Here is a 16,841-nt window from a genome sequence, read left to right as displayed (position 1 = left end):
GGCGCCCGACGGGGTCGCCGGCGCCCCGGCCCCGGGCGAGGCTGATCGCGCTGGCCGCGGCCGGCGCGATCACGGTGCTCGGGGGGACGGCCGTCACCGTGGCGCTCCTCCGCGGCGGCCCCGCCGGCTCGGGCGGCGCCGGCACCGCGGCCGCACAGAGCCCCTCCCCGTCCGGAACGGCCGCCTCCAGCCCCGCCGCGACGCCCGGCGACAGGACGCCCTCCGCCGGCGGCCCCTGTCGTTATCTGGCGGCCGACGGCGGATCCGTCACACGGGTCGGCGCCCCTCCGGCGCGTCCGGTGGCCGACGGTCCCGTCCGGGCGCTCCTGACCACCGACCGGGGCGCCCTGGTGCTGGATCTCGACGGCGCCAACGCCCCCTGCGCGGTCAACTCGATCGTCCATCTGGCCGCGAAGGGCTTCTACGACGGCACCCGTTGTCATCGGCTGACGACCGCCCCGGACCTGCGCATCCTGCAGTGCGGCGACCCCTCCGGCGACGGCACCGGCGGCCCCGACTACCGCTTCGCCGCCGAGAACACCCGCGACGCCCGCTACACCCGCGGGGTGGTGGCGATGGCCCGCTCCGCCGAGCCCGACTCCACCGGGAGCCAGTTCTTCATCGTCTACGGCGACTCTCAGATCCCCCCCGACTACACCGTCGTCGGCCGGGTGGCGACCGGCATGGAGGTGATCGACCAGGTCGCCCGGGGCGGCGTCGACCCCGTGCTGTCCCCCGAGGACGGCTCCCCCCGCATCCCCATCACCATCCAGAGCCTCCGCACCGAGCCCCTCTAGGTCTCTCCGCTCCTCCGGCCGGGGGCGGTCACGGCTCTGCGACGGCCGGCACGGGGCGGGAGTCGTCGATCTTGCGGGCGATGAGGAGGTAGGCGTCGCCGGAGCCGCGCTGGAGCGGCAGGGTCAGCAGGTCGGCGACCATGCCCAGCCCCACCAGCGGGACGGCCAGGAGCTGGGCGGTGAGCGCGCGGACGTGGCGGGCGGGGCCGGGCGGCGCGGCGCCCTGCCAGGGGCGTTCGGCGTCCGGGCCGATGAGGTCGACCAGGGCCGCGGCGGCGGAGGCGACGTCGGTGCCGCGGCGGGGGCCGCGACGCTGCTCGGCGAGGATCTGGAAGCCGCGGATCTCCAGGGCCCGTTTGAGGTTGCCCGGCGGGATCATGTGCAGGCTCCGGGGCGGTCGGTAGGGCGGCCACAGGCCGCGCAGCAGCCGGGCCATCGGGCACTGGGGGTCGGGCGTCTCGATCAGCAGGTGCCCCCCGGGCTCTAAGATCTTGGCGGCCAGGTCCAGCTCGGCCAGCGGGTCGGGGGTGCGCTCCAGATAGCGGTGCATGCTGATCATGTCGTAGCGGCCGATCAGGTCCGGGCCCACGTCCAGGAACGAGGACCGGTAGGCGTGGTCGATCCAGCCGCGCCGGGCCGCGTCCTCCACCCCGTCGCCCACGTCGAGTCCGTCGAACTCGGTGTCGGGGAAGACCGTGCGGGCCACCCGGCAGAAGTGCCCCTTGCCGGTGCCGACGTCCAGCCAGCGGCGGGGGGCGGTGAACCGTTCGGCGAGCCGGGCGCGGCGGAGGCAGTCCTCGGCGGCGGAGCTGAAGATCAGCTCGGCCGACAGGTCGCCGAGCCCGTCGCAGACGTCCCGGTCGTAGAAGTCCAGCCCTTCGGGGGTGAGCCGGGGGTTCTGGAAGACGTGCCCGCAACCGCGGCAGCGGTCCAGCCGGAAGCGGCCGGGCTTGGCCTGCACGGTGTCCCGGGCGACCAGGTGACGCACCAGGTCGAGGGAGCCGCACCAGGGGCAGTCGGGGCGGCGCTCGCCCAGGCGGCGCTCCACGCCAGCGGCGATCTCGGCGGCGTAGCGGGCGCGGGCCTCCTCGCGCCGCTCGATCTGCCGGCGTTCCCAGCGGCTGCGGGGGGCGCGCAGGGTGCGCCAGATCGTCAGCGGGGTGCGCACCGGCCGCAGCCAGGCCGCCCGGTGCAGGTCGGCGGGCCGCAGCGGCGTCCCGACGAAGATCAGGTAGGGGATCAGGCAGTACAGCAGCACCAGCCCGAGCCCCGTCCACAACTCGATCAGCGGTCCGGTGAGCACCAGCAGCCAGGCGCCGCCGGTGCCGTAGAGGGTGCGCGGGAGGGTCAGGGCGGGCGGCGGGTCCAGCGCCTGGGAGCGCAGCCAGGCGCGCCGCTGGGCGGTGCGGTCGGTTCCCGGGAACGGGGCGACCGCCATGTCCGCGGTGTCGACGTGGAGCCGGACCCGTGCCGTCGCCTCGCCCATCTCGCCCGCGTCCAGCCCGCCGCGCGGATCGATGCCCGAGCGCGCCATGCCCTCCTCGTCGACCAGCACGGCGTATCCGGCGCCCCGTCCCATTCCGAAGCGGTCCTCGCGGTAGGCGCGGGGGTCGACGTTGCGGATCAGGTCGAGCGCCTGCTCGGCGGGCAGGTCGCGCGGCACCAGGTCGAGCATGCCGATCCCGTGGCGGCGGGCGTGGTCGGCGGCGGCCCGCAGCACCCGGTCGGGCACCGCGGCGTCCTCGGCGGTGAGCGCGAGGTATCCGGTCGGGGCGGGGGGCCGCCCGGGGGATCTGGAGCCTGTGCAGCCCGGTGACCCGGTGTCGCAGCCGCAGGCCGTTGATCAGCAGGGCGGCGGCCATCAGCCAGATCATCCAATTCACGGGTGCGTCTCCCCAGACTCGGCCCGGCGTGCGGACGGGTCGTGATCGATCGCCGCGGCTCGGCAGACTGACGTACCGCCACAAAACGGAACAAGTAACTCGGGTCGACAACAGCGGGCGGCCCGTGTCATTCGACCGACAAGACCACCCGCCGTTGTCACGCGACTGACAAGACGCCGCCCGCACCGACGCGTTCACCGACGAGTGACACGGCGTCCGGTGCGGCAGGCCGCCCGGCACGGCGATCACGCGAAGACCGCCCGGACCGCCGCCCGGCGAACGTCGGCGGGCTCCAGACTGTCCGAGCCGGAGGCGGCCTCGGACGCGGTGAACCGGACCGTGAAGGTCCATTTGCCCGTTCCAGAGAGACGGCCTCGGCGGGACGATCGAACCTGGCCGTCGCTTTACCCGTTCCATGGCGGGGCGGACGGCCATCGGTCCCGGATTCGAGAAACCGATGTGGAACGGCTCGACGCCGGCCGCCGAGCGCTCATCGCCATGCGGACGTCGGCATGTCCGCTGATCATGAAGGCTTTGGCGATGGATCGTCCCGATTGGCAATTTTTCGGCATTGACCGCAAACGGCCATTGCCTGACCCATGAATCCGACCTAGCGTCCCCAACAGGGGGCGCGTTCACCCACCCATCGCCCACGGCGCTCCGCCGATCGAGGAGAACACATGGCCGAACGCGATGAGCTCTGGCGGCGGCTCGGCGAAGTGGCCGCCGAATTCGCCGGAACAGCGATTTTGATTCTGTTCGGCTGCGGCGTCGTCGCCCAGGTGGTGGCGGGCGGGCTCGGTGACCACGACAGCATCGCCTGGGCGTGGGGCCTGGGCGTCACGCTGGGGGTGTACGTCTCGGCCCGCATCAGCGGCGCCCACATCAACCCGGCGGTCACCGTGGCGCTCGCGGTGTTCAAGGACTTCCCCTGGCGCAAGGTCGCCCCGTACGTGCTGGCGCAGACCGCCGGCGCGTTCGTCGCCGCGCTGATCGTCCGGTGGAACTACAGCGAAGTGCTGGCCGAGGTCGATCCCGGCCACACCATCAAGACGCAGGGGGTGTTCTCCACCCTGCCCGGCAACGGCACCCTCCCGGTGGGCACCTGGGGGGCCTTCCGCGACCAGATCATCGGGACCGCGATCCTGCTGTTCCTGGTGCTGGCGATCACCGACCTCCGCAACGACGCGCCGGCCGCCAATCTGGCCCCGGTGGTGATCGGGCTGATCGTGGTGGCCATCGGGATGGCCTGGGGCACCAACGCGGGGTACGCCATCAACCCCGCCCGCGACTTCGGGCCGCGCCTGGCCTCGTTCCTCACGGGCTATGGCGGGGCATGGCGTGATCAGTACGGTGATCTGTACTTCTGGGTACCCATCGTGGGGCCGCTGATCGGTGGCGTGCTCGGCGCCGGCCTCTACAAGGCGTTGATCGGTCGGTTCCTGCCGACCGGCGGCGGGCAGCAGCCGACGGACCTGCCCAGCCGGTCCAAGTACGAGGCGGCCTGAGCCGCACGGGCAACGAGGAGGAGCGATGGCCGACTTCGTGGGCGCCGTCGACCAGGGCACGACCAGCACCCGCTTCATGATCTTCGACCACGGCGGCAACGAGATCGCCCGCCATCAGCTGGAACACGAGCAGATCCTGCCGCGCGCCGGCTGGGTCGAGCACAACCCCACCGAGATCTGGGAGCGCACCCGCGCGGTCATCCAGACCGCGTTGAACAAGGCGAACCTGACGCACGCGGACCTGGCCGCGCTGGGCATCACCAACCAGCGCGAGACCACCGTGGTCTGGAACCGCAGGACCGGGCGGCCGTACTACAACGCGATCGTCTGGCAGGACACCCGCACCGACAAGATCGCCTCCGCCCTGGAGCGCGAAGGGCACGGCGAGGTGATCCGCCGCAAGGCGGGCCTGCCGCCCGCCACCTATTTCGCCGGCGGCAAGATCCAGTGGATCCTGGAGAACGTCGAGGGGGTCCGGGAGGCCGCCGAGGCGGGCGAGGCGATCTTCGGGACGACCGACACCTGGCTGCTGTGGAACCTCACCGGCGGTCCCGACGGCGGGGTGCACGTCACCGACGTCACCAACGCCAGCCGCACCATGCTGATGGACCTGGAGACCCTGGACTGGGACGAGGAACTGCTGTCGCTGTTCGGCATCCCCCGCGCCATGCTCCCGGCGATCCGGCCGTCCTCCGAACCCCGCGGCTACGGGGTGACCCGCTCCGACGGGCCGCTGGGCGGGGAGGTGCCGCTGACGGCCGCGCTCGGCGACCAGCAGGCCGCCACCGTCGGGCAGGTGTGCTTCGCCCCCGGCCAGGCCAAGAACACCTACGGCACCGGCAACTTCCTGCTGCTCAACACCGGCACCGAGCCGGTCCGCTCCTCCAACGGGCTGCTCACCACCGTGTGCTACAAGTTCGGCGACGAGCCCGCCGTGTACGCGCTGGAGGGCTCCATCGCGGTCACCGGGTCGGCGGTGCAGTGGCTGCGCGACCAGCTCGGCATCATCTCCGGCGCCGCGCAGAGCGAATACCTGGCCCGGCAGGTCGAGGACAACGGCGGCGTGTACTTCGTCCCGGCGTTCTCCGGGCTGTTCGCCCCCTACTGGCGGTCGGACGCGCGCGGGGTCATCGTCGGGCTGTCCCGCTTCAACAACAACGCCCACCTCGCCCGGGCCACGCTGGAGTCGATCTGCTACCAGACCCGCGACGTGGTGGAGGCCATGCGGGAGGACTCCGGCGTCTCCCTCGACGTGCTGAAGGTCGACGGGGGCGTCACCGCCAACGAGCTGTGCATGCAGATCCAGGCCGACGTGCTCGGGGTCCCGGTGTCCCGCCCGGTGGTGGCCGAGACCACCGCGCTGGGCGCCGCCTACGCCGCGGGCCTGGCGGTGGGCTTTTGGAAGTCCACCGACGAGCTCATCGCCAACTGGAACGAGGACCGCCGCTGGCTGCCCCAGTGGACCGAGGAGCAGCGCGCCGAGGGCTATGCGGGCTGGAAGAAGGCCGTGGAGCGCACCTTCGGCTGGGTCGACGTCGACTGACGCCCGATCAGGGCCGGCCGATCGGCGGCCGGCGGCCGGCCGACCGGGCCCCGCCGGTCCGGCGGGCCGGTCTGATCGCCCGTCCCGGCTCGTTCAGCCCTCCGGTCGGTCCGGTCGATCCCCGGTCAGCCCCAGGCGAGCGTCCGCCAGGGGCTGGCCGGGTCGTGGGCGAGGATCCGGTGGGCGGTCAGCGAGCCGGTGTAGCAGTCGCCGAACTCGCCGTCGTCGAAGCGCAGCACCCGGCCGAGCACATAGCCCGCCGAGAAGTCCTCCCAGGAGGAGTAGGCGTCGGCGCTCAGCCTCCCGGCGCGCACCACCACCTCCTCGGCGGTCTCCCGGTCGCAGTAGCCGGCCAGCAGCCCCCAGCGGGCCATGGCGACCGCGCGCCCGTAGTCGTAGGCGGCCACGCTGCGCACATACCCGTCCTCGGGGAGCAGGCCGTCGGCGCGGAACCGCTCCTCGTAGCGGCGGATCATCCGCGTCGACTCCACGACGGCCCGCACGGCGTCCGGCTCGATCCGACGCTCGGCGCACCAGGCGACGACGGCGTCCCGCCATGCGGCGTCGTCGATGCGCCCGCCCTCCCGGGCGCGCAGGGACAGCGCCAGCTCCACGCCCGCGTCGGAGTTCTCGGCCTTGAGCAGCAGCAGGGTCTGCTCCCGCCAGTCCTCGGCGTCGGTGACGCCCCAGCTCTCGCGCAGCAGCTCCAGCGCGTGGACGCGGTCGTGGTCGCGGTCCTCGAGCCCGTTCCAGGGGGTGCCGTTGCCCACCGCCAGGTGGGCGCCGCAGGCCAGCCCGAACGCCAGCGGCCCCCAGGCGGGGCCGCCCCGTTCGGCGACCAGCCGGTCGGTGTCGTGGACGTGGCCGCAGGAGGCGGGGGCGAGCGCCTCGGCGAGCATGTCCTCGAGCTCCCGGCGGGCCGGCGAGCCCGGCGGCAGCTCGGCCGCCAGCCGCCGCAGCGCCGGCTCGGCCGCCCGCGCCCCCTTGGCCGCCAGCGCGGCGCGTCCCACCAGCACCGCCGTCCGTTCGGCCCGGTCGTGCCGGTTCAGCTCCCGCCAGGCGGCCAGCGCCGCGTACGCCCTCTCGAGGGCCTCCTTGGAGCGTCGTTCCGCCAGCAGGATGCGCGCGGCCTGCCCGTCGAGCACCGCCCGCGCCTGCCGTGCCCGGGCGGAGGAGTGCGGCGTCGCCGGCAGGGTCGGGGCGACGCGGTCGGCCTCCGCCAGGACCTTCAGCGCCTCCGCGCGCCGTCCGCCCTCGTACAGGGCGCGGGCGTAGCGGCCCCGCGCCCCCAGCGCCCCGTAGGGATCCCCGTGGACCGCCAGCGCACCGGAGGCGCGCCGATAGGCGGCCGCCGCCTCCAGCGGCCGGCCGGCCTGCTCCAGCCGTCGTGCCGATGCGAGCAGATCCTGGGGATCGTCCATGGAGGTCCTTTTCCCTCCTCGTCGCGAGCCGATCGACAACCTACCGATCCGCCCCGGCCGCATCCGCCGGAATCCACTCGAATCCAGGCCGCATCCGGTCTAATCGGATCGCATCCGACCGAGCCCGGCCGCGTCCGATCGAGCCCGGTCGAGTCCGGTCACATCGGATCGCATCCGATCGCATCCGATCGAGTCGGTCGGGTCCGCGGCCGGATGCGGCCGGGGGCGCCTGTGACGGTGCGGCGGGCCTAGCGCCGCGGCAGGCCGGCGAACCGGGCGTGCCGGGCGGCCAGACGGGCGTCCGGCTCGGTCCCGGCCAGTGCGCGCAGCTCTGCGGACACCAGGGCGGCGGTGCGGGCGCAGAACTCCTTCGGCTCGGCGGCGGCGTCCGGGCGTTCGGGGATGATCCGGTCGACGATCCCGGCGGCGTGCAGGTCGGCCGAGCGGACGCCCTGGGCCTGCGCCATCTCGGCGGCGCGGTCGACGGTGCGGTGCACGATCGCGGACGCGCCCTCCGGCGGGAGGGGGGACAGCCAGCCGTGCCGGGCGCACAGCACCCGGTCGGCGGGCAGCAGGGCCAGCGCGGCGCCGCCGGTCCCCTCCCCCAGCAGCACCCCCAGCGTGGGGACCGGCAGGGCGGTCAGCTCGGCCAGGCAGCGGGCGATCTCCCCGGCCAGGCCGCGTTCCTCGGCCTCGGCGCTCAGCACCGCGCCGGGGGTGTCCACCACGGTGACCAGCGGCAGGGACAGCTCGCGGGCCAGCCGCATGCCGCGCCGGGCGACCCGCAGCCCGGCCGGGCCGAGCGGACGGCCGGTGCGCTGGCTGCGCCGGTCCTGGCCGATCACCACGCACGGCACGCCGCCGAACCGGGCCAGCGCGAGCAGCAGCCCCGGGTCGGCCTCGCCCTCGCCGGTCCCCGACAGCGCGCTCACCTCGGTCGCCCCGTACTTGAGCAGCTCGCGGACCCCCGGCCGGTCGGGGTCGCGGGAACGCCGGATGGACTCCCAGGCCGGCAGGTCCGGCGCGGGCTCCTCCTCGCGCGCCCCGACATCCGCCGCGAGCCCCGACGGCTCGTCGGTCGTCTCGCCGCACAGCACCGACAGGGCGCGGGAGGCCAGCTCCGGCAGGTCGGCGACGTCCACCACCGCGTCCACCACGCCCTTGGCGGCGAGGTTCTCGGCGACCTGGACGCCTTCGGGGAACGGCTCGCCGTGCAGCGCCCGGTACACCCGCGGCCCCAGGAAGCCGATCAGCGCCCCGGACTCGGCCACGGTGACGTGCCCCAGCGAGCCCCACGAGGCCAGCACTCCGCCGGTGGTGGGGTGGCGCAGGTAGACCAGATAGGGCAGACCGGCGGCGCGGTGCCGCATCACGGCGGCGGTGATCCGGGCCATCTGCACGAACGCCGGCGTGCCCTCCTGCATGCGGGTGCCGCCGGAGGAGGGGGCGGCCAGCAGCGGGATCCGCTCGGCGGTGGCGCGTTCGACGGCCGCCACGATCCGGTCGGCGGTGGCGATGCCGATGGAGCCGGCCAGGAAGCGGAACTCCGACACCACGAACGCCACCCGCCGGCCGCGCAGCCGCGCCTCACCGGTGATCACGGCCTCGTCGCAGCCCGACCGCTCCCGCGCCGCGGCCAGTTCGGCGGCGTACTCCGAGCCGGGCTCGGCCACCGGGGGCGGCGGCTCGTCCCAGGACCGGTGGCTGCCGGGGTCGGCGATGGCCTCGACCAGTTCCCGCGCTCCCAGCCGGATCATCGTCCCTCACCCGCCCGCTCGGTCTCCTCCAGCCAGGCCAGCACCGACTCGGTGTGCTGGCCGAGCAGCGGCGGCGCGGTGTGCTCGCGGGGCGGCTCCCCGTCGAACCGCAGCGGCGGGCCGGGCAGCTCGATCCGGCCGAGCCGGGGGTGGTCCACCTCGATCACCAGGCCCTGGGAGCGGGTCTGCTCCCACTGGTAGACCTCGTCGATGGTGCGGATCGACCCGGCGGGGACGCCGGCCTCGGCCAGCCGGTCCAGCCAGACCCGCCGGGGCTCGGTCGTCAGCACCCGTTCGATCTCGGCCGTCAGCTCGGCGCGGCGGGCGGCGCGGTCGGGAATGGTGGCGTAGCGCTCATCGTCGGGGTCGATGCCCACGATCGGCGCGAACCTGCGCCACAGGCCCTGGTTGGCGACGCCGATCTGGATCTCCCCGTCGGCGCAGCGGAACGTCCCGTACGGGGCGATGGAGGGGTGATCGTTGCCGATGGACACCGGCGCCTCGCGGCCCACCGTCCAGCGGGTGCCCTGGTAGGCGTGCGCCGCGACGACCGAGGCCAGCAGCGAGGTGCGCACCACCTTGCCCTTGCCGGTGCGGGCGCGCTCGTACAGGGCGGCGACGATGCCGAAGGCGCCGTTCAACCCGGCCAGCACGTCGCAGATCGACAACCCCACCTTGGAGGGGCGTCCGGGCGGCCCGGTGACGCTCATGATCCCGGCCTCGCCCTGCATGATGGCGTCGTAGCCGGGCCGGCCGCCCTCGGGGCCGTCGTGTCCGAACCCGGTGATGGACAGCACGATCAGGCCGGGGTTGAGCTCGTGCAGCCGCCGGATCGGGAAGCCGAGGCGGTCCAGCACCCCGGTGCGGAAGTTCTCCACCAGCACGTCGGCGCGCCGCACCAGGCGGGTGAGCACGTCCCGGCCCTCGTCGGACTTCAGGTCCACGACGATGGACTCCTTGTTGCGGTTGCAGGACAGGAAGTAGGTGCTCACCCGGTCCTCGCCGACGAACGGCGGGCCCCAGTGCCGGGTCTCGTCGCCGGTTTCGGCCTCCACTTTGATCACTCGGGCGCCGAGATCGGCCAGCATCATCGTCGCGTGCGGGCCGGCCAGGACCCGGCTCAGGTCGACGACGACGATGCCCTCCAGCGGTCCGGACAACGCGTTTCCTCCTCCGGCGGCGAACGTCGATTATCTCCCGGAATACCCGGTTGAGTTAAGGAGGCCCGTTCTGCCGATAACGGACGGCCCGGCGGCGGCCCGAACCGAAACAAATGAATCACATGGTGTAGTTTCGTAACCACTGACAGTGAGATCCGGTGAGGAGGAAGTCGCCATGCCGCGTCTGACGCGCACCGCGCTCACCGCCGCGCTGGCCGGGGCCGCCGCGGTCGTCGCCGCCGCGCCCGCCACCGCGACGCCCGCGTTATCGATCGTCGACGCCCACGGTCCGACCTACACCTATGACGACGCGTACCGGTCGGTCAGGACGCGCGTCCGCTTCGCCGACGCGCCCGGCGGGACGTGGGTGTCCCTGAAGGCGACCGGTTTCCCCGCGCACGCCGTGGGCAAGCGGTTCGGCGCCCACGTCCACGTCAACCCCTGCGGCCCCCGGCCCGAGGACGCCGGCGGACACTACCAGAATCCCGCCGCGCCCGCGGGGACGCCGCTGGTGGACCGCGAGATCTGGCTGGACTTCACCGTCCGCCCGGACCGCACCGGGCACGCCGTCGCCGCCCGGCCCTGGCGGGTCGGTCGGGAGAGCTCGCGTTCGGTGGTCATCCACGAGCGCCGCACCGACCCCCGCACCGGGGACGCCGGCGGCCGGCTGAACTGCACCACCGTCCCGTTCGCCGCCTCCGGACGCTGAACGCCGCGGTCCGGTCCGCTCGCCGGTCCGCCCGCGAGGGCGGGCCGGACCGCCGCGTCCGCAGGCCACGGTTCGCGAGCACCCCGCCCGGCCGGGCTCGACCGGGCCCGGCGAGGCCGGCGGATCCGCGGGCCCGCGTCCCGGTCCGGCGCCGACCGCCACCGGTGCAACATTTCTCACTTGGGGCATACATCCCGCTAGATCCTTTTCCATCGCCGTACCCGCCGGGTACAACTCGGCTATGACCATGCCGTGGCCAGTGGCACCGATGATGGCGGTCACCGGTGACCTGCCCGACGACGCCGACCGCTGGGCGCTGGAGCTCAAGTGGGACGGCGTCCGCGTCGTCTCCTGCGTCACCTCAAGCGGCGTGCGCGCCGTGAACCGCCGCGGCACGGAGGTCATCGCCCGCTACCCCGAGCTGTCCGGGCTCGCCGACGTGGTGCACGACCACGAGGTGGTGCTGGACGGCGAGGTGGTGGCCTTCCACGACGGCCGCCCCAGCTTCGACCGGCTGCAGCGCCGCATGCGCCACGCCCGCCCCGACGCCCGCCTGATCCGCCGGGTGCCCGTCCGGTACGTGGTGTTCGACCTGCTGTACCTGGACGGCCGCCCGCTGTTCGACGCGCCGTACGCCGAACGGCGGGCCCTGCTGGAGGAGCTGGAGCTGGCCGCGATGGGCGCGGTCGAGGCCCCGCCGCACCTGCACGCCGCCGACAGCGGCCAGGTCAAGGAGCTGATGGAGTACACCTGGGAGCAGCGGCTGGAAGGGGTGGTCGCCAAACGGCTGGACTCCCCCTACCGCCCCGGCCGTCGGACGGACTACTGGCGCACGATCGACAACTTCCCCACCCAGGAGGTCATCGTCTGCGGCTGGCAACCGGGGTGGGGCCGCCGCGAGGGCGGCATCGGCGCGCTGCTGCTGGGCGCCCACGACCGCGCGGGGCGGCTGCGCTTCGCCGGGAGCGTCGAGGACGGCTTCACCGACGAGGCGCTGGAAGAGCTGTACGAGCTGCTGTGGCCGCTGCGCCGCCCCACCAGCCCCTACCACGAGGAGGTCCCGCCCGAACACGCCCACGACGCCCAGTGGGTTGAGCCGCTCCTGGTCGGGGAGGTCGCCTACGACCTATGGAGCCAGGACCGCCGGCCGCGCATCCCCTCCTGGCGCGGCCTGCGCGACGACAAGGACCCCTCGGAGGTCGTCCATGACCCGCAAGGTCCCGACTGAGGTGGGCGGGCGGGAGCTGACGCTGTCCAACCTGGAGAAGGTGCTCTATCCCCGGGACGGGTTCACCAAGGGCGCGGTCGTCGACTACTACAGGCGGGTGGCGCCGGTGCTGCTGCCGCACGTGCGGGACCGGCCCGTGACCCGCAAACGCTGTCCCGACGGCGTGGAGGGCCGGGCGTTCTTCGAGAAGAACGCGCCCGCGCACACCCCCGGCTGGGTGCGCACGGTGAACCTGCCCACCCCGGGCAGCGCCAAGGGGCGCGCCTCGGCCGACTTCGTACTGGTCGACGGCCCGGCGACGCTGGTGTGGCTGGCCAATCTGGCGGCGCTGGAGCTGCACGTCCCGCAGTGGCGGGTCGGCCCGCGCGGCAAGGTGCACCATCCGGACCTGATGGTGTTCGACCTGGATCCCGGCGAGCCCGCGACGATCGTGGAGGCCTGCCGGGTGGCCTGCGCGCTGCGCGACCTGCTGGCCGAGGACGGGCTGACCGCCCACCCCAAGACCAGCGGCAAGAAGGGCCTGCACGTGTACGTGCCGGTGCGCGAGACGAAACGGACCCACGCCTACGCCCGGCGGGCGGCGCTGCGGCTGGAGGACGCCGAGCCCGACCTGGTGATCAGCCGGATGGAGCGCCGGCTGCGCCGGGAGAAGGTCTTCGTGGACTGGAGCCAGAACAACCCCGCCAAGACCACCGTCGCGCCCTACTCGCTGCGCGTCGCCCCCCGGCCCACCGTGTCCACCCCGGTGACCTGGGACGAGGTGGAGTCCTGCACGAGCCCGCAGGACCTGGTGTTCGACGCCGAGACGGTGCTGGAACGGATCGACCGGCACGGGGACCTGCTGGCCCCGCTGCTCCGGGAGGCCCCGCGGCTCCCCTGACCCGCCCCGCGGGGCCGGCGCCCTTCCCGGCGCCCGCGGCACCGGCCCGCCCGTCCGGTCGCGCCCGCCCTCGGCCCGCTGCGGACGGCCCCGCGTCCGGCGACGCCTCGGCTCCCCCGCCCCTCCGGCCCCCTGAACGGACCGGGCGCCGGACGATCTGCTCGCGCTTTGTGTCCGAATGGGCACGCAGAGACGCGGCGATTCCGCCACCATTGCCTGCGGGGGTCACCGAGATCGACGGCGGCGGGGAGGGACGACGTGCCGGTGAGCAGGAATCCGCACCACGACGTGGTCGTGCTGGGCGGCGGGACCGCGGGCGAGCTGGCGGCCAGGGAGCTGGCCGAGGCCGGACGGGACGTGGCGCTGGTGGAGGGACGGCTGCTCGGGGGCGAGGCGCCGTATCTCTCCGCCGTCCCGATCGCCTCGCTGCTGCACTCGGCGCGGTGCGGAGAGGCCTGGGAGACCGCCGTGGCCCGCCGGGCCGAGCTCACCGGAGGTCCGGAGGACGCCGCGGCGCAGGCCCGGCTGATCCAGGCGGGGGTCACCGTGCTGCGCGGCCGGGGCCGGGTCCTCCAGCCGGGCCGGGTCATCGTCGGCGAGACCACGGTGACCTGCGACGACATAGTGATCTGCACCGGGAGCGAGCCGGTGGTGCCGGGCGTGGAGGGGCTCGCCGAGGCTCCGATCTGGACCAGCGACGAGGCGCTGACCACCTCGGATCTGCCGCGCCGGCTGGTGGTGCTGGGCGGCGGCCGGGTGGGCTGCGCGCTGGCGCAGCTGTACGCCGCGTTCGGCTCCCAGGTGACGGTGGTGGAGCAGGCCGGCCGGCTGCTGCCGGCCGAGGCGGCGTTCACCGGGGAGATCCTCGGCGACGCGCTCCGCCGGGCGGGGGTGGACCTGCGGCTGGGGACCGAGCCGGTCAAGGTCGAGCGCACCTTCCCCGGCGTCCGGCTGTGGCTGACCGACGGCGGCGCCCTGGACGCCGACCGGATCCTGGTGGCCGTCGGCCGCCGTCCCCGCACCGAGGACCTGGTGCTGTCGGAGGCGGGCGTGGAGCTGAGGCCCGGCGAGCCGCTCCCGATCGACGAGAGCTGCCGGGTGCTGGGCGTCGAGGGCCCGGTGCCGGGGCTGTGGGCGGCCGGGGACGTGACCGGGCAGCGCACCGTGCACGCCGCCGCGCATCAGGCCCGGGTGGCCGTGGCGGGGGTGCTCGGCAAGCGCCGGGAGGCCGACTACCGCGCCATCCCCCGATGGGTGCCGACCAGCCCGGCGGTGTACGCGGTCGGGGTCTCCCCACAGGAGGCCGCCGAGGCCGGGATGGACTTGCTGAGCGCGGGGTACGATCTGGCCGCCACCACCCGGGGCCGTATCGAGCACGCCGGTCTGACCGGGCGGCCGGGCGGCGGGAGCGGCGGCCGGGTCGAGGTGTACGCCGACCGTTCCACCGGCCTGTTGGTCGGCGCCGCCGCCGTCGGGCCGTACGCTGAGGAGTGGATGGGCGAGATCACGATGGCGATCCGAGCGGGGATACCGCTGAGCGTCCTCACCGAGGTCGTGCACGCGTTCCCGACCTACGGGGAGGCCGTCGAGGCGTCGCTGCGCGAGCTCGCCGCACGGCTGTGAACGGCTGTGGGAGGACCATCAGGGGGGCGTGATGAGCGAGATGGACGAGCGGGACGTGGAGGCGCCCGACGCGGACGCCTTCGAACAGCGGCTGCCGCTGGGCGAGGACGAGGAGCGGTCGACCTGGCGCGAGGAGGTCCCGTTCGACGCCGACGAGGCCGACGCCGTCGAACAGGACCGGATCGTCGAGCTGGATGAGGATGACTATCGGTAACCTGTGCGCCGCCCGCGGGAGGGTCCCGCGCAGCGCGCTGAAGGTGACCAGCGAGGTTACCCGCACGTAGGATATGGCGAACGAGAGACCAGGCGGCGATCGCCGCCCGCGAAGCGATCGGAGAGTGCGGTGACCGCGACCCCGGACGCCCGTCCACGTGGCACCCGGCTGCCCCGGCAGGCCCGTCGGCGGCAACTGCTCGGCGCGGCCCAGGAGGTGTTCGTCGCGCAGGGCTATCACGCCGCCGCGATGGACGAGATCGCCGAGCGGGCCGGCGTCAGCAAGCCGGTGTTGTATCAGCACTTCCCGGGCAAGCTCGAACTGTACCTGGCGCTGCTGGACGAGCACGCCGAGGCGCTGGTGCGGATCGTCCGCGAGGCGCTGGAGTCGACCACCGACAACAAGCGCCGGGTGCAGGCCAGCATGCAGGCGTTCTACGACTTCGTGGCCGGTGAGGGAGAGGCCTACCGGCTGGTGTTCGAGTCCGACCTGCGCAACGTGGCCCCGGTGCGCGCCCGTGTGGACCGGGCCAACCACCAGTGCGCCGAGATGATCGCCCGGGTCATCGCCGAGGACACCCAGACCCCCGCCGAGGAGGCGTTCCTGCTCGGCATGGGCCTGGTCGGGATGGCCGAGGTCAGCGCCCGCTACTGGCTGTCGCAGCGCGGCTCCATCCCCAAGGACACCGCCGAGAAGCTCATCGCCCGCCTGGCCTGGCGCGGCATCTCCGGCTTCCCCGTCGCGGGCTGACGGCCGCTCCGCTTCGCTCGGCGCGTACCGCCCCTGCCCGGGGACGGGGGCGTGCGACGATCGAGGGACGGACGCTCTGCCGAAGGGAGCATCGAGTGCAGGTGCGCATCGGGGTGCAGTACGTGCCCAAGGAGCTCGTCGTCGAGACCACGCTCTCCGCCGACGAGGTGCAGCAGGCGCTGACCGAGGCGCTGGCCGCCGAGAACGGGGTGCTGGCGCTCAAGGACGAACAGGGCGGCCGGGTGGTGGTGCCCGCGGCCCGGATCGGCTACCTGGAGATCGGCGAGGAGGATCGCCGCACCGTGGGCTTCGGCGTCTGATCCGTTCGCCGGACCCGCGCGGCGCGCCGGGCCCGACGAACGGCCTCATCGCGGCAGCAGCTCGGCGAACTTCGGCTGCAACAGGTCCCGCACCCGGTCGTACGGCACGGTCATCGTGGTGAACGTGCAGAAGTCGTCGAGCTCGGCGGGCTGCGAGGTGACGGTCATCCCCTGCGCGGTGAACCCGATGTCGACCGCCGCGTCGCCGATCCCTTCGGAGTCCGGGCGCAGGTCGCTCGGGGCGATCCGGGCGGGCAGGGGGCATTCCTCGACCTCGCCCGGCCCGGGGGTGGGCTTGGGCACCCGGGACCACAGCGTGGCCAGCCCGGCCTGGGTGAGGGCCTGCGGGGTGAAGATGTCCTCGAGGGTCAGCGCCTTCCCGCTGTCCAGCGCGACGGTCGCCGTGACCGCCCAGGTGGAGACGAAGTCGGTGTTGCAGACCCACCCGGCCTTCAGCTCGTAGCGGACCGAGACCAGCCTGCCGGTGCGCAGCCCGGGGACGGCCTCGGCCGAGATCTCCGCGCCGTCGCACTGGATGCCGGGCCGTCCCATCTCCGGGTTCTGCCGGATGACGCTGCGCGCGGCCTCCAGGGCGCGCTCCACTGGGGCGCGCAGCGCGGCGTTGACCCGCTCCTGGACCGCCGGGTCGGTGTGTCCGGAGATCTGCACGTACCGCATCCCGTTGACCCGCAGCCGCTGCGCGGCGCTGACCTGGACGGTGCGGTTCTCCAGGGCCGCGGTGGTGAAGGCGACGTTCTGCGCGGTCGGGGCGGCGGTGGCGGAGGGCCCGTCCCCGCCGTTGGTGACGACGGCGACGGTGGTGCCGGCGCCAACCGCCAGCGCGGTGCCCGCCACCGCCATGGTGACCTTGGCCCCGGTCGTCGCCAGCAGCCCGACGCCGGTGGCCTTCGCGGCGGTCGCCGCGACCCCCGACGCCCCGGCCCCGGTGGCCCCCGCCCCGGTGGCCGTCGCGCTCACCGTCCCCGCGGCTCCGGCCCCCGTTCCGGCGCCCGCGGCTCCCGCTCCCGTCCCGGCCCCGGCGGCCCCG

At 74.2% G+C, this 16,841-nt stretch carries 15 protein-coding genes; 10 read left to right on the top strand and 5 right to left on the bottom strand.

Annotated features, from left to right (window positions below; translation table 11 throughout):
- Window positions 1-797, top strand: a 797-nt coding sequence (locus tag EIO00_RS22980) for a peptidylprolyl isomerase (RefSeq protein ID WP_140182347.1), incomplete at its 5' end; no start/stop codon positions are given.
- A 28-nt stretch (window positions 798-825) separates the two neighbouring features.
- On the opposite strand, the gene EIO00_RS22975 is transcribed toward EIO00_RS22980, so the two are convergent.
- Window positions 826-2,529 carry a class I SAM-dependent methyltransferase gene (locus tag EIO00_RS22975; RefSeq protein ID WP_241661548.1) on the bottom strand — a complete coding sequence of 568 codons (1,704 nt, stop codon included), beginning with the start codon at window positions 2,527-2,529 and terminating at the stop codon, window positions 826-828.
- An 831-nt stretch (window positions 2,530-3,360) separates the two neighbouring features.
- Between EIO00_RS22975 and EIO00_RS22970 the strand changes: the two genes are divergently transcribed.
- Together EIO00_RS22970 and glpK are read left to right on the top strand one after the other, a co-directional pair.
- Window positions 3,361-4,188, top strand: a complete 828-nt coding sequence (locus EIO00_RS22970) for an MIP/aquaporin family protein (protein ID WP_140182345.1) — start codon at window positions 3,361-3,363, stop codon at window positions 4,186-4,188.
- Between the two features lie 25 nt (window positions 4,189-4,213).
- On the top strand, window positions 4,214-5,731 hold the full coding sequence (gene glpK / locus EIO00_RS22965) for a glycerol kinase GlpK (protein WP_140182344.1): 1,518 nt from the start codon (window positions 4,214-4,216) through the stop codon (window positions 5,729-5,731).
- 125 nt (window positions 5,732-5,856) lie between these two features.
- Here glpK and EIO00_RS22960 read toward each other — a convergent pair whose 3' ends face one another.
- The 3 genes from EIO00_RS22960 to EIO00_RS22950 form a co-directional block, all read right to left on the bottom strand.
- Window positions 5,857-7,152 carry a DUF1266 domain-containing protein gene (locus EIO00_RS22960; protein ID WP_140182342.1) on the bottom strand — a complete coding sequence of 432 codons (1,296 nt, stop codon included), beginning with the start codon at window positions 7,150-7,152 and terminating at the stop codon, window positions 5,857-5,859.
- Between the two features lie 248 nt (window positions 7,153-7,400).
- Complete coding sequence (locus EIO00_RS22955) at window positions 7,401-8,909, bottom strand: carboxyl transferase domain-containing protein (protein WP_140182340.1); 1,509 nt, start codon at window positions 8,907-8,909, stop codon at window positions 7,401-7,403.
- A complete protein-coding gene (locus tag EIO00_RS22950) occupies window positions 8,906-10,069 on the bottom strand; it encodes a CaiB/BaiF CoA transferase family protein (RefSeq protein ID WP_140182338.1) in 1,164 nt (387 codons plus the stop codon). The genes EIO00_RS22955 and EIO00_RS22950 overlap by 4 nt, the downstream gene beginning before the upstream one ends.
- Window positions 10,070-10,244: 175 nt before the next feature.
- Here EIO00_RS22950 and EIO00_RS22945 point away from each other — a divergent pair, with 175 nt between their 5' ends.
- From EIO00_RS22945 to EIO00_RS22915, 7 genes are all read left to right on the top strand, one after another.
- Entirely contained in the window at window positions 10,245-10,778 is a 534-nt protein-coding gene (locus EIO00_RS22945; RefSeq protein WP_140182336.1) for a superoxide dismutase family protein, read from the top strand.
- A 241-nt stretch (window positions 10,779-11,019) separates the two neighbouring features.
- Window positions 11,020-12,006, top strand: coding sequence for a non-homologous end-joining DNA ligase (gene ligD / locus EIO00_RS22940; protein WP_175596315.1), 987 nt, complete (start codon window positions 11,020-11,022; stop codon window positions 12,004-12,006).
- On the top strand, window positions 11,984-12,886 hold the full coding sequence (gene ligD, locus EIO00_RS22935) for a non-homologous end-joining DNA ligase (RefSeq protein ID WP_140182334.1): 903 nt from the start codon (window positions 11,984-11,986) through the stop codon (window positions 12,884-12,886). Before ligD (EIO00_RS22940) ends, ligD (EIO00_RS22935) begins: the two co-directional genes overlap by 23 nt.
- A gap of 264 nt (window positions 12,887-13,150) precedes the next feature.
- Window positions 13,151-14,509 (top strand): dihydrolipoyl dehydrogenase family protein, encoded by a 1,359-nt coding sequence (locus EIO00_RS22930; RefSeq protein WP_241661547.1) that lies wholly within the window; start codon window positions 13,151-13,153, stop codon window positions 14,507-14,509.
- A gap of 31 nt (window positions 14,510-14,540) precedes the next feature.
- Entirely contained in the window at window positions 14,541-14,723 is a 183-nt protein-coding gene (locus tag EIO00_RS22925; RefSeq protein WP_140182330.1) for a hypothetical protein, read from the top strand.
- A 129-nt stretch (window positions 14,724-14,852) separates the two neighbouring features.
- Window positions 14,853-15,473, top strand: a complete 621-nt coding sequence (locus EIO00_RS22920) for a TetR/AcrR family transcriptional regulator (RefSeq protein WP_140182328.1) — start codon at window positions 14,853-14,855, stop codon at window positions 15,471-15,473.
- A gap of 95 nt (window positions 15,474-15,568) precedes the next feature.
- On the top strand, window positions 15,569-15,793 hold the full coding sequence (locus EIO00_RS22915; protein ID WP_140182326.1) for a DUF3107 domain-containing protein: 225 nt from the start codon (window positions 15,569-15,571) through the stop codon (window positions 15,791-15,793).
- A gap of 45 nt (window positions 15,794-15,838) precedes the next feature.
- On the opposite strand, the gene EIO00_RS22910 is transcribed toward EIO00_RS22915, so the two are convergent.
- A partial coding sequence (locus EIO00_RS22910) for a hypothetical protein (RefSeq protein WP_206664243.1) occupies window positions 15,839-16,841 on the bottom strand: 1,003 nt, incomplete at its 5' end.

Origin of the sequence: Thermomonospora catenispora, from assembly GCF_006363815.1 — a bacterium.
Classification (GTDB): Bacteria; Actinomycetota; Actinomycetes; order Streptosporangiales; family Streptosporangiaceae; genus Thermomonospora; species Thermomonospora catenispora.
The sequence above is the reverse complement of the archived record's forward strand: the minus strand, read 5'-3'. Positions and strand labels throughout refer to the sequence as shown.